Genomic DNA, 13,145 nt, shown 5'->3' with positions numbered 1-13,145 from the left:
TCCCGGTCGATCCCGGCACCGAGCGGCACCGAATGGCCGTCGCGGGCGGCGAGCATGATCTCGCCCCGTGCCATGGTCGAGGAGGCCTGGTCGAACACCATCGGATGCCCGCCGGGACGCGGCCAGGCGAAGGCCATCGGGTTGGTACCGAAGATCGGCGTTCGCCCCCCCGGTGCGACGACATAGGGAAAGGCGGCGGTGAAAGCGAAAGCCGCCAGCCCCTCCTCGGCCAGGGCCTCGGTCTCCGGCCAGAGCGCGGCGAAGTGATAGATATTGTTGAGCGCCAGGGCGGCGATCCCGTTCTGCCGCGCCCGCTCGATCAGCGGCGCCCCGCCGGCCTCCAGCGCAAGCGGCGCGAACCCGCCGCCGCCATCGACCCGGACCACGCCCGGCGCCAGTTCCGTGATCGCCGGCACCGCCCTGCCGTTCGCCTTGCCGCTCTTCAGGGAGGCGACATAACCGGGAATCCGGAACAGCCCGTGCGAGTGACAGAGATCGCGCTCCGCCGCGGTGACGATGTCGGCCACCGCGCGGGCATTCTCCTCATCGGCGCCGTGGCGCGTCAGGCATTCCGTGGCAAGCGCATGCGCCTCGTCGAGGCTCATCGAGACAGTCTTCATGGGGCTCCCCTTGTTCCGAAGGGAAGCTAACCACGGAACCGCAACGCGGAAAATGCGGAAAGCTGTCTGGCCGAACCCGTGCGGTCAGACCGCGCCGAGTTTCTCGGCGACGAAGTCGAGCCTGTCCTGCCCCCAGAACAGCTCCTCGTCGATGATATAGGAGGGGGCGCCGAACACACCGCTATGCTTGGCATGCTCGGTGTCCTCCGCGAAGGCTGCCCTGGTCTCCTCGCTCTCGGCGGCCTTCAGCAGGGACGCCGCGTCCAGCCCGGCCTTGCGGCAGCAATCGGCCAGCACCTCCGGATCGTCGATCGAGCGGTCCTGTTCCCAGAGCGCTTCCAGGATCAAAGTCGAGAGTCGGAGCGCATCGCCGCCGGCGATACGAGTCGCGGTTACGAGGTGGGCCGAAAGCGGGGTCTTGGCCGGGAAGTTCTCCGGCTCGATGACGAGCGGCAGGCCGAGGCGCTTCTTCCAGCGGGCGAGTTCGACCAGGCGGTAGGCGCGGCGCTGCGGCGCCCGCTTCGGCAGCGGCAGGCCGCCCGACTGGGCGAAGACGGCGCCGAAATCGACGGCATAGACATTCACCTCGGCGCCGACCTTGCGGGTTATTTCCATGAAGCGGCGCGCACCCAGATAACTCCATGGACTGGAGGTGGTCATGAAATAGTCGACGGTCACGGTCATGGCTCAGGCCCTCCCCTGCAACATGCGCCGCTTTGCCGGCGGGACCGGATGCGGTGTCAAATCAAGGTACAGATTCGGGCCGGGATCAAGGTCCGGATTTCCGCAAGGCGAGAATGGCCCGCGCGGTCATCAGGTCGAGATGAGCGCCGCCCGCGTTCTTGAACAGCGTAATCTCGGCCGGATCCCGCCGTGCCGCGCCGCCGGCGACCAGATCGTAGAGATCCGCTATCTCCGCATCCGCGGCGACGATTCCGGACAGGCGCGGAAGGAGGACGTCGCCGACATGATCCAGCGCGGTCTCCCGGCAATCAACGAAAAGACGCGCCCTGCGGACCAGATCGTCGTCGGCCTCGCGCATCTCCGGCGTGAACCCGCCGACGAGATCGACATGGGCACCGGGCCCGACCCAGGCCCCGGGCAGGACCGGCGCGCGGGACATGGTTGCCGTCGAGACGATGTCGGCAGCGGCGACCGCCGCGGCCATATCCGTTTCATGACGCGCAGGCAGTCCGTCCGCAGCGAGCGCCGCGACCAATGTCTGGGCCCGTGCGGGCGAACGGTTGCAGATCGCGATCTCCTCCAGCGCCGGGAACAGCTCCGCATAGCCGCGCGCCAGGGTCTCCGCCACGCGGCCGGCACCGATAACGACCAGCCGGCGGCTCTCCGGCCGCGCCAGCAGCCGCGCACCGAGCAGGGAGTCGGCCGCCGTTTTCCAGTCCGTGACCATGGTGCCGTCGAGTACCGCCTCCGGCGTCGCCGTCGCATCGGAGAAGACCAGCATGGCGGCCTGCACGGTCGGCAGTCCCGCCGCCGCGTTGCCGGGCATCACGGTCGCCGACTTCACCCCGAGACCGAGCCCGTCGATCCAGGCCGAGCGGGAGAGCAATGCGTCCCCGCCCCGTTCCAGCAAGGTGTCGCCGATCCGCGCACGCGGCAGGCGGTGCCCCGCTTCCAATGCATCGACCACGGCACTCCATGTCAGGCGCCCCGCAACGTCTTCCGGTCCGACGTAAGGAAGGCTCATCGGGACGCCTCCCGCCTCAACCGGTAGAGCACATGCCGGCTGAGAGGATGGCCGGGTTCGAGAAGCGGATGATCGAAGTCGTCCGCCGGATCGCGGGTCATGCCGAGCCGCTCCATCACCGACCGCGATCGCCGGTTGGCCGGCACCGTGAAGGAGACGATCTCCTTGAGATCGAGATCGGTGAACCCGAAATCGAGCGCCCGGCGCGCGGCTTCGGTCGCAAAACCGTATCCCCAATGTTCTTCGGCAAGGCGCCAGCCGATCTCGACGGCCGGCATGAAGGGAGCCTCGAACCTCGGCACGGACAATCCGGTCCAGCCGATGCAGGCCCCGCTATCCTTTCGCTCGACCGCAAAGAGCCCGAATCCCCGCGCCTCGAAATGCGCCTCGATCCGGTCCAGCAATTCGTCCGACTCGGTGCGCGTCAGCGGCTTCGGGAGGAACTCCGTGACGACAGGAGAGGCATTGAGCGCGGCAAACGGTTCCCGGTCCTCCGGTTTCCAGCGCCGGAGGATCAACCGGCTGCTCTCGATCATTCCGGTTCTCCGGCCTCGGCGGCATGCAGGGCGCGGAGGTCCTTGCGAACGATCTTGCCAGTGGTGGTCAACGGCAATTCGGCGACGAAAGCGACATGACGCGGATATTCGTGCGCCGCCAGACGCGACTTCACATGTTCCTGGATCTCGGTGGCGAGAGCGTCGGTGCCGTCGACACCATCCTTCAGCACGATATAGGCCTTCACCGCCTGGGTGCGGAGCGGATCCGGCACACCGATCACCGCGGCCATGGCGACGGCCGGATGTCCGACGAGGCAATCCTCGATCTCGCCCGGACCGATACGGTAACCGGCCGATGTGATGACGTCGTCGTCGCGCCCGACATACCAGAAATAACCATCGACATCCCGGATACCCTGGTCGCCGGTCAGCAGCCAGTCGCCGGCGAATTTCTTCTCCGTTGCCTCCTGATTGTTCCAGTAGCGCAGGAACATCACAGGATCGCCTTTCCGGACCGCGATATTGCCCTGGGTGCCGTCCGGCAGCGGGTTGCCGTCATCGTCCACCACCGCGACCTCGTGGCCCGGAATCGCGCGGCCCATGGAGCCCGGCCGCACTTCCATGACGTCGGCGCAGTTTCCGACGACGAGATTGCACTCGGTCTGACCGTAGAATTCGTTGATGGTCAGGCCGAAGGTCTCGCGCCCCCAGTCGAGCAGTTCGGTGCCGAGGGTCTCGCCGCCGGAGGCGAGGGAGCGCAACTGATACCGGAACCGCTCCCGAGGGGCCTCGACCTGCCGCATCAGCTTGAGGGCGGTCGGCGGCAGGAAGACGTTCCGGACCTCATGCTCCTGCATCAGCCGGAAGGCTTCCTCCGGATCGAACTTGCGCGCCCGGTAGGCCAGGACCGGAATGCCGTGATGCCAGCTCGGCAGCAGCACATCGATCAGGCCGCCGATCCAAGCCCAGTCGGCCGGGGTCCAGAAAAGATCGCCCTTCTGCGGGAAGAAATTGTTGGGGAGCTCGACCCCCGGCAAATGGCCAAGCAGCACCCGGTGCGCGTGCAGCGCCCCCTTCGGCGGCCCGGTGGTGCCGGAGGTGTAGATGATGAGCGCCGGATCGTCCGCCATTGTATCGACGATCTCGAACCTGTCCGAGGCCCGCTCCAGCGCGGGACCGAGCGCGACGAAACCGTCTCCGTCCGCCTCCATGTCGGTCACGAAGACATGGCGCAGCTCGGGTAGACGATCCCGGAACGCCCGGATCTTCGCGAGCCCGCCCTCGTCGGTCACGACCGCCGACGCGCCGGAATTCTGCAACCGATAGACCAGCGCTTCCTCGGCAAAGAGCGTGAAGAGCGGGATCGCGATCATCCCCGCCTTGTAGATCGCGGCATGGGCGATGGCCGTTTCGGGACGCTGGGGCAGCAGGATCGCCACCCGGTCCTCGCGGCCGAGACCGCTTGCCGTCAGAAGATTCGCAAACCGGTTCGAAGCCCGGGCGATATCCCCGAACGTAAAGCGTTCGACCGTTCCGTCCTCGGTCCGGTAGATCAGCGCGGGCGCGTCCGGCGCCTGCCGGTCGGCGATGTCGCGGCCGATATTGTAGCGCTCCGGAATCCGCCACTCGAAGGCGCGGCGGATCTCCTCATAGGTGCTGCCGGTCGGAAGCATGCTCGAAAGGTCCCAAGAACAGAGGCACCGAAAAAGACCATGGAATCAGACGTCCGGCCAGAGGAAACCGGCCGGACGTCGCGTGGTTTCCATCGTCAGCTGGCGACGGCCGTCCTGCTTTCGACCACCTGGTCGGCGATTCGCCCGGTGAGTTCGGCCAGATGATCGAACTCGCCGTTATAGAAGCCGATGCCGCCGGTCTGGGAACGGATCTCGATGATCAGGTCGCGGGTCTCGCTCTCCGGCAGATAGGCCTCGATCTCGTCCCAGCCGTTCCAGTTCTCCTTCGCCTGGAAACCGAGGATCTGGCCGCGACGTCCGGTGACGATGCGCTGCACACGGGCCGTCGAATCATTCGGAACCGAGATCACCACCCTCTGGATCGGCTCCAGCAAAACCGGCTGGCATTTCGAGAGCCCCTCGTTCATCGCCATCCGGGCCGCCGTCTTGAAGGCCATGTCGGAGCTGTCGACGGCATGGAAGGAGCCGTCATAGAGCTCGACCGCCACGTCCACGACCTCGAAGCCGAGCGGACCGCGACGCATATAATCCTTCACGCCTTCCTCGACGGCCGGGATGTACTGTTTCGGCACCGCGCCGCCGACGATGCTGCTCTTGAAGGCGAAGCCTTCTCCCCGGCCGAGCGGTGCGATCTTGATCTTCACGTCGCCGAACTGGCCGTGACCGCCGGTCTGCTTCTTGTGCCGGGCATGCTGGTCCGCGCCTTTCCGGATCGACTCCTTGTAAGGCACGCCCGGCGCATGGCTTTCGACCGCGAGCTTGTAGCGTCCCTCGAGCCGCTCCAGCATCACCTTGAGATGGGTATCGCCCTGCCCCTTGATAACCAATTCGCCCAGGCCGGCGCTGTGCTCGACCTGGAAGGAAGGGTCTTCCTCGGAAAGTTTGGTCAGTGCGCCGGAGAGCTTCACCTCGTCACCCCGGCTCGTCGGTGTGATGGCGAGGCCATAGACCGGCACGAGCGGTTCGGGCCAGTCGGCTTCCGCCGTCCCGCCGGGCGTCAGCAGATCGCCGGTCGCCACCTCGTCCATCCGCCCGAAGGCCGCGACGTCGCCCGCCGAAACCGCGGCGGCCTTGTCCAACTTCGCGCCGAGCAGGTGATTGATGCCGCTGACCCGCTGGCCGTTCAGCTCCTCGCCGTCCTTAACCGTGCCGTTCCAGACCCGGGCGTAGGAGAGTTTGCCGACATGTGAAGCGTGGACGGTTTTGAAGATCTGCGCCGCAGCATCGCCCGAAACGGGGATACCCAGCCGCTCCGCCGTCTGGGCAACGCCAGGCGCCTCGTGGCGCAGCGTCTTCAGAAGCCGCTGGATGCCGTGATCCTTTTCCGCCCCGCCGAGCAGGATCGGAACGACGAGATCGTGCTGCAGGGTCTCGGTGAGCTGGGCATAGACGTCGGGCGCCGCCGGCTGCAGGTCCTCCAGCAGCTGTTCCAGCAAACCGTCATCGAAATCGGAGAGAGTCTCCAGCATCTCGTTACGGGCTTCCTGCTCACGGTCGGCGACCGCATCCGGCAGCTGGATCAGCTCGGAGGGCTTGCCGTTCCGGTACTTGTAGGCGCGCTCGCTGACGAGATCGACGAATCCGGTGATTGTCTCGCCGTCGCGGATCGGCACCTGGCGGAGCGCCAGCGGACGATCGGACACGTCCTGCAGCGCGTGCACGATGTCACGCACACGGTCGTTCGACTCCTCGATCTTATTGACGAAGATCACATGCGGGATGTCATGGGCATCGAGAAACTTGAGGTAGTGGGTCAGCGCCGGAACCTTGGCGACCTCGGGCTCAGCCACGACAATCGCGATATCCGCGACCATGCAGGCATTGCGCATGTCCTGACTGAATTCGAGATTTCCCGGCGTGTCGATGAAAGTCCATTTCTCGTCGAGATAGGTTCCGTGCCCGACACTCAACTCAGTGCTCGCCTGGCGTTTGCGGGCTTCCTCGGCGCTGTCGCCAACGGTGTTGCCGTCCTTGACGAAGCCTTTCTTGTGCAGGGCCCCCGTCGCCAGAAGCAGCGCCTCGAACAACGAAGTCTTGCCGCTCAGATAGGGGCCCACAAGCACCGCGCACCGGGCGGTGTCTCCATTCTTGCCTGTCATGAAATCCTCCCTGTGAATGCCGGTTCCGGCCCGAGTCTGGGCGGTCCGGTCCTCCTCTTGCGTGAGGCGGTTTCAAGCCGGCGCTACGCGCTGGCACCAGGGAGCGGCGCGAGCGCGCGCGCCAAAGTTATTCCCGCACGACTCCGTGCGGGAGGCAAGGAGAATCGCCGATTCGCGGGATCAGGAGTTGCCCCCTGACATGTGCCGCGCGGCGATGTAGCCGAAGGTTACGGCGGGCCCGAGCGTGATGCCGCCTCCGGGATAGTTCCCGCCCATGATGCTGGCCGCATCGTTGCCGGCGGCATAGAGGCCGGGGATCGGCTGTCCAACCTCATCCAGTACCTGCGCGTTGGCGTCGGTTGCGAGCCCGGCAAAAGTGCCGAGATCGCCAATCTCCAGCCGCACCGCGTAATAGGGACCGTCCCCGATCGGCGCGACGCAGGGATTGGGTTTGTGCTCCGGATCGCCGAGGGAGCGGTTGTAGGAGGTGCTGCCCTTGCCGAACTCAGGGTCTTCGCTGTGCGCGGCCGGCCCGTTGAAGGTCTCGACCGTCTTGCGGAGCTGGACCGGGTCGGCGCCGATAGCACCGGCAAGTTCTTCCAGCGTCCTGCCGGTGAAGAGATACCCGCTCTTGATGTGCTGCTTGTAGGGCACCGGGAACGGCTTCACGTAACCAAGGCCATATTTACGGAGTGTGCGGTGATCGACGATGAAATAGGCGCAGATCTCCCCGCCCTCTTCCGTGCAGCGCTGATACATCGCCTGGCAGAAATCGTGATAGGAGTGCGCCTCGTTGACGAAGCGCCGGCCGGACCGCGTCACAGCAATGACGCCGGGTTTCGAGCGGTCGACGAAATGCGGGAAGGTGCCGCGCGTGCCGTCCGGCCAGACCGGGCGCGAGATCGGCACCCAGGCAGCCGCATGCGGCAGATCCTCCTGCACCCTCGCTCCGATCCCCTCGCCGAGCCGCAGCCCGTCCCCGGTATTGCCGGGCGGTGCCGGGCTCAGATGCTCGTGGCCGGAGGGCGCATGGGGGAAGAGCTGCTTGCGCCGCACCGGGTCGTGCGGGAAGCCGCCCGCCGCCAGCACAACACCCTTGCGGGCAACGATGCGCACCCGGCCTTCCGGCGTTTCCACCTCGGCCCCGATCACCCGTCCGGCATCGTCCTTTAATAACTCGCGGACCGGCGCACGCGTGCGGATCTCGACTCCCTTGTCGAAGCACGACTTCGCGAGGCGCGCGACCAGCGCGTTACCGTTCATCAGCCGCATGGAACGGCCGTGAAACAGCAGGTCCCGCATATGCTTGAAGAAGAGCAGGACGACGAAATAGGCCGAGACCGGCGAGCGCGTCACATTGAAGAAGTGCAGCAGCTCCTTGCCGGAGCCGATCATCATGCCGAGGAAGGTGATCTCCTTCAGCGGCTTGCGCAGACGCTTGATCTCCGGACCGAGTTCCCGCCCGTCGAAAGGCCGCGCGACGATGGAGCGGCCCGCATCCATGCCGCCCGGCGCGTCCGGGTGATAGTCGGCGAAGGTCGGGCCGAGATCGAACTGCAGGCTGGTCTCGGTCTCGTAGAACTCGACCGCTTTCGGACCGGCATCGAGAAAAGCCTCCACGCGGGCCGCATCGTAGAAGTCGCCTGCCTCGTGCTTCAGATAAGTCTCCGCCGTCTCCCGGCTGTCCTCGATCCCGGCGCGTTTCGCGGGCGCGTTGCAGGGGATCCACATCCAGCCGCCGGAGCGCGCAGAGGTGCCGCCGAAAACCGGCTCCTTCTCGACGACAAGGACCGACAGTCCCCGGTGCGCCGCCGAGACCGCGCTGGCAAGTCCGCCCGCGCCGGACCCGACGACCAGGACGTCATAGCTTTCCGCCGGGCGTACATCTCGCGCCATTGCCGCTTCCTCCATCCGTTCTCTTTTTTCTTTTGACTGTAGCGGCTTCCGCCCGACGGTCTATCGCCATATTTGTCATGAAAGAATCGATGAATCCGGAGGAAACGGGATGTTCGAAGACAGGCTGGTGCTGGTCACCGGGGCGGGACAGGGGCTCGGCGCCGCCATGGCGAAAGGGTTCGCCGAGAATGGGGCCCAGGTGGTCTGCGCCGATCTCGACGCAGCAGCGGCGGAACATACCGCGATCCTGATCGGGACCGGGATCGCTCTTCATCTCGACGTCGCCGACCGTACGGCAGCGGACCGGGCCGCGGCGCGGATCGTCGAGGAGCACGGCCCGATCTCCGTTCTGGTGAACAATGCCGGCATCTGCCCCCGCAACCGGATCGACAGCCCCGACGTCTCGGAGACCTGGCGCAAGGCGATGGACGTCAATCTCGACGGCACGCTTAACGTGACGCTCGCCTTCGTCGACCAGCTCCGTGCGACCAGAGGCACCGTGATCAACATGGCCTCGGTCGCCGCTTATGTCTCGACCGCGACCTCGATCGCCTATTCGACCTCGAAGGCCGCGGTGAAGATGCTAACCCAGAGCCTCGCCCAGGAACTGGCGCCGGATGGGGTACGGGTGAACGCCATCGCACCGGGTCCGATGAAGACGGATATCACGCTGCCGACCCGCGAGGACCCGGAACGCTACGAGCAGTTCCTGAAGCGCATCCCGCTCGGCCGCTTCGGCGACCCCGAGGAACTGGTCGGTCCGGCGCTGTTCCTCGCCTCGGGCATGTCGAGCTATGTCACCGGCACGACGCTGGTGGTGGATGGCGGCTATCTGGCGGTTTAGGCCGAAATCGCCCCGCCGAGTTCGCTGACCGCCATATCGATCGCGGCATCCATCGCCTGTTCCCAGGCCGCCGCGCTATCCGTGTCGGAGCCCGCGGGATAAAGGACGCCGCGCGAGGAACTCACGATCCCGCCCTCGAGGCCGCTCGGCCCCTTGACGAAGCCTTTCACCGCGTCGGCCGCAGTGGCGCCCTGCGCGCCATAACCTGGCACCAGGAAAATCGTCTTGGGAAGGATCTCGCGGATCCGCTCCGCCTCGCCCGGATAGGTCGCACCGACCACGATGCCGAGCGAGGACCATCCCGTCTCCGGGCCCTCAAGCTCGCCGGACATGGCCTTGAGACTGTCGGCGACCGTCTCCGCGAGGCTGCGGTTACCGACCTTCAGGTCCTGATAGTCGCCGGACCCCGGATTACTTGTCTTGACCAGAATGAAGAGGCCGCGCCCGGTGTCTTTCGCGGCGTTCAAATAGGGCTGTAGGGTATCCCGGCCGAGATACGGGTTGAGCGTCATCGCGTCTGCCGGCATCGGCGCGTCGGCTGTGAGATAGGCGCCGGCATAGGCATCCGCCGTGCTGCCGATGTCGCCCCGCTTGGCATCCAGCAGAACCAGCATGCCTCGCTTGCGGGCATGGGCGGAAACCTCGTCCAGCGCCCGGAGACCGCGCCATCCCATGCGTTCGAAGAAGGCGATCTGCGGCTTCACCACCGCGACCCGGCCGTCGGCCCGGTCCAGCACCGCCTTAAGAAAGGCTTCCACCGCAGGTGCGGTCAGCGGATTGCCCGGCGACATGTCGCCGTCGCGGAAAAGCGGCGGGATCCTGTCGAGGTAAGGGTCGAGACCGATGCAAACCGGGTTGCCGAGCGCGCGCACGCGTCCGATCAGGGCATCGCCAAAATGCTGCATGGAAATCTCCGGAGAAGTTTCCAGCTTATAAAGCGATTGCCGGGAAGCTGTCCAGCGCGAGGCTCAGGGAATGCGCTCGACCCTGAGCACGTTGGTGGAGCCGGGTGTCCCCATCGGCACGCCGGCGGTGATGACGATCTTTTCGCCCACCTGCCCGAACTCCTCCGACTTGGCCACCTCGACGGCGCGCTTCACCACGGCGGAGAAGCGCTGCTCCTGCTCGACATGCACCGCATGAACACCCCATGCCATGGCAAGCCGCCGCGCCGTCCGCTCGTTCGCGGTGACACAGAGAATCGGCACCGCCGGCCGTTCGCGCGAGGCACGTAATGTGGTCGAGCCGGAAGTCGTGTAGGTCACGATGCAGGACGCGCTCACCGTCTCCGCCACCTGCCGGGCAGCCAGCGTGATCGCATCGGAGACCGTCGGTTCCGGCTCGTCGTGGCTCGCATTGATGATCTGCTGGTAGATCCGGTCGCCTTCGACCTCACGGATGATGCGGTTCATCATCTCGACGGCCTCAACCGGATACTCGCCCGCCGCCGATTCCGCCGACAGCATGACCGCGTCGGCAGAATCGTAGACCGCCGTCGCCACGTCCGAGGCCTCGGCACGGGTCGGCGCCGGGCTGGTCACCATGGAATCGAGCATCTGCGTCGCCACTACCACCGGTTTGCCGAGGGAGCGGCAGAGCTTGATGATCCGCTTCTGCAGCATCGGCACTTTCTCGGGCGGCATCTCCACGCCGAGATCGCCGCGTGCCACCATGACGCCGTCTGTCAGTTCGCAGATCTCTTCCAGCCGGTCGATCGCCGCCGGCTTTTCCAGCTTCACGATGATCGAGGCCTGATCGCCGATCAGCTTGCGCGCCTCGGCGACGTCTTCCGGACGCTGCACGAAGGAAAGCGCGACCCAGTCAACCCCCTGGCTTAGGGCGAAGGAGAGATCCGTCCTGTCTTTCTTGCTGAGAGCGGAAAGCCCGAGCATCACGTTCGGCACATTGACGCCCTTGTTGTTCGAGAGCGGTCCGCCGGTGATAACTTTCGTCTCGGCGAAGCCCTCGCCGCATTTCGTCACCAGCAGGCGGATCTTGCCGTCGTCCAGCAGCAGCTCGGTGCCCTTGCCGATCGCCTCGAAGATCTCGGTATGCGGCAGGCAGACCCGCTTCTGGTCGCCGGGGTCGCGGTCAAGATCGAGACGGAACTTCGCTCCGGCATTGAGCTCGATCTTGCCGTCCGCGAAGGTGCCGATCCGGAGCTTCGGGCCCTGCAGATCCGCCATGACGGCGATCGGGCGACCGGTCTTCCGTTCCAGGTCGCGGATGATCTTCAGCCGATCTGCGTGATCGCGATGGGAACCGTGGCTGAAATTCAGGCGGAAAACGTCGACTCCCGCCGTGAACAACTCCTCGATCCGTTTCCCCGTTGAACTCGCCGGTCCGAGGGTCGCGACAATTTTCGTGTTTCTATATCTTCTCATGACGCCAGTTAAACGCGAGGCAGATGACAATTCAAACCGTCATTGCGGGTCATCTGCAGATTAACGGATCAATATGGCTCTGAAGTCGTTCACATTGGTCAACGTCGGACCGGTCTTGACCAATCCTCCGGCCTTGTCGAAGAAACCGTAGCCGTCATTGTCCGCAAGATAGGGCCTGGGATCGTCGAGCCCGTCCACGAGACGCCCGAAGATCTCGCCTGTCAAAAGACAACCCGCATTGTCCTCAGTGCCGTCGATCCCGTCAGTATCGCAGGCGATCGCCGATATGCGCTCCCGGCAATCCGGCATCCGCTCCTGCAAGGTCACGAGCAAGGAAAGCAGGAATTCCGCATTACGCCCGCCACGTCCCGTTCCGCGCACGGTGACCGTCGTCTCTCCGCCGGAAAGAAGCACCGCCGGCGCGGCGAGAGGCTGGCCGTGACGCGCGACCTGCGCCGCAATCGCACCGTGCATCTTCGCCACTTCCTGGCTCTCCCCCTCGATCGCGTCTCCGAGAATCACCGGCATGACCCCGGCGGCCGCCGCCGCTTCCGCCGCCGCCTCAAGAGAGCGTTGGGGCGCCGCAACGAGATGGGTCTCGCTGCGCGCGAAGGCCGGATCGCCCGGTTTCGGCGTTTCGTTGCCCGCGTCACCGAAAAGCGCGCGGACGTGATCCGGCAGGGCGAGGTCGTATTTCTCTACGATCCCGCGTGCATCGGCGAGGGTGCTCGAGTCCGGCACGGTCGGTCCGGAGGCGATGACGTCGAGATCGTCCCCGGGCACGTCGGAGATCGCGAGCGTGATGAGCCGCGCAGGCGCGGCCGCTTCCGCCAGCCGGCCGCCCTTGACGGCGGACAGATGTTTACGCACGCAATTCATCTCGTGGATCGTCGCACCGGATTTCAGCAACGCGCCGTTGAGCGCCTGTTTTTCCTCGAAACTTATCCCCTCCGCCGGAGCTGTCAGCAGAGCCGAACCGCCGCCCGAAATCAGACAGAGCGCTAGATCGTCAGGGCCAAGCCCCTCGGCTATTTCAAGGATACGGCGCGCAGCCTCACGCCCGTTCTCGTCCGGCACCGGATGGGCCGCTTCGACAATTTTGATATGGCGGCACGGCACGGCATGCTCGTAGCGGGTAACTACGAGACCGGAGAAAACCCGCTCCGGCTGCCGGGCAAGCATGTAATCTTCGACCGCCTTCGCCATCGCGCCGCTCGCCTTGCCAGCTCCGAGCACGACGATCCGTCCCGCGACCGGCTCTTCGAATACTCGGTCGAGAAAGGGTGGCAGGCAAAGCGCCGGATCGGCGGCCGCAACGGCTGCGTCGAAGAGCGATTTCAACAGGTCCGCGTCCGAATTCATTCCTCTCCCCCGGAAAAGAGGCGCGAGTCTAGTCGCAGAAC

General features: G+C 65.6%; 11 protein-coding genes (1 of these 11 only partly in view). 1 reads left to right on the top strand and 10 read right to left on the bottom strand.

Going from position 1 to position 13,145, the window contains the following annotated elements; all coding sequences use genetic code 11:
* The 7 genes from NUH88_RS13610 to NUH88_RS13580 form a co-directional block, all read right to left on the bottom strand.
* A protein-coding gene (locus NUH88_RS13610) for an Ldh family oxidoreductase (RefSeq protein ID WP_257766956.1) crosses the window boundary here: on the bottom strand, window positions 1-620 show its 5' portion. Its footprint begins 397 nt before the window's first position; the window shows 620 of its 1,017 coding nt (coding positions 1-620); its start codon is at window positions 618-620; the stop codon falls past the left edge of the window.
* An 84-nt stretch (window positions 621-704) separates the two neighbouring features.
* Window positions 705-1,304, bottom strand: a complete 600-nt coding sequence (locus tag NUH88_RS13605; RefSeq protein ID WP_257766955.1) for a 2-hydroxychromene-2-carboxylate isomerase — start codon at window positions 1,302-1,304, stop codon at window positions 705-707.
* Window positions 1,305-1,389: 85 nt separating this feature from the next.
* Window positions 1,390-2,328 carry an ornithine cyclodeaminase family protein gene (locus NUH88_RS13600; RefSeq protein ID WP_257766954.1) on the bottom strand — a complete coding sequence of 313 codons (939 nt, stop codon included), beginning with the start codon at window positions 2,326-2,328 and terminating at the stop codon, window positions 1,390-1,392.
* Window positions 2,325-2,864: a GNAT family N-acetyltransferase gene (locus tag NUH88_RS13595; protein WP_257766953.1), complete on the bottom strand. Its 540-nt coding sequence runs from the start codon at window positions 2,862-2,864 to the stop codon at window positions 2,325-2,327. Before NUH88_RS13595 ends, NUH88_RS13600 begins: the two co-directional genes overlap by 4 nt.
* Window positions 2,861-4,498 carry an acyl-CoA synthetase gene (locus tag NUH88_RS13590; RefSeq protein WP_257766952.1) on the bottom strand — a complete coding sequence of 546 codons (1,638 nt, stop codon included), beginning with the start codon at window positions 4,496-4,498 and terminating at the stop codon, window positions 2,861-2,863. The genes NUH88_RS13595 and NUH88_RS13590 overlap by 4 nt, the downstream gene beginning before the upstream one ends.
* Before the next feature lie 95 nt (window positions 4,499-4,593).
* A complete protein-coding gene (locus NUH88_RS13585) occupies window positions 4,594-6,618 on the bottom strand; it encodes an elongation factor G (RefSeq protein ID WP_257766951.1) in 2,025 nt (674 codons plus the stop codon).
* A gap of 180 nt (window positions 6,619-6,798) precedes the next feature.
* A complete protein-coding gene (locus NUH88_RS13580) occupies window positions 6,799-8,514 on the bottom strand; it encodes an FAD-dependent oxidoreductase (RefSeq protein ID WP_257766950.1) in 1,716 nt (571 codons plus the stop codon).
* 109 nt (window positions 8,515-8,623) lie between these two features.
* Here NUH88_RS13580 and NUH88_RS13575 point away from each other — a divergent pair, with 109 nt between their 5' ends.
* Window positions 8,624-9,358 carry an SDR family NAD(P)-dependent oxidoreductase gene (locus NUH88_RS13575; RefSeq protein ID WP_257766949.1) on the top strand — a complete coding sequence of 245 codons (735 nt, stop codon included), beginning with the start codon at window positions 8,624-8,626 and terminating at the stop codon, window positions 9,356-9,358.
* On the opposite strand, the gene pyrF is transcribed toward NUH88_RS13575, so the two are convergent.
* The 3 genes from pyrF to NUH88_RS13560 form a co-directional block, all read right to left on the bottom strand.
* On the bottom strand, window positions 9,355-10,263 hold the full coding sequence (gene pyrF, locus NUH88_RS13570; RefSeq protein ID WP_257766948.1) for an orotidine-5'-phosphate decarboxylase: 909 nt from the start codon (window positions 10,261-10,263) through the stop codon (window positions 9,355-9,357). The genes NUH88_RS13575 and pyrF overlap by 4 nt on opposite strands.
* Before the next feature lie 63 nt (window positions 10,264-10,326).
* A complete protein-coding gene (pyk, locus tag NUH88_RS13565; protein WP_257766947.1) occupies window positions 10,327-11,742 on the bottom strand; it encodes a pyruvate kinase in 1,416 nt (471 codons plus the stop codon).
* Between the two features lie 60 nt (window positions 11,743-11,802).
* Window positions 11,803-13,104, bottom strand: coding sequence for a glycerate kinase type-2 family protein (locus NUH88_RS13560; protein ID WP_257766946.1), 1,302 nt, complete (start codon window positions 13,102-13,104; stop codon window positions 11,803-11,805).
* Between the last annotated feature and the right edge of the window lie 41 nt (window positions 13,105-13,145).

This window comes from Nisaea acidiphila (assembly GCF_024662015.1).
GTDB lineage: Bacteria > Pseudomonadota > Alphaproteobacteria > Thalassobaculales > Thalassobaculaceae > Nisaea > Nisaea acidiphila.
Note: the sequence above shows the minus strand (reverse complement) of the source record. Positions and strands in the feature narration are given on the sequence as shown.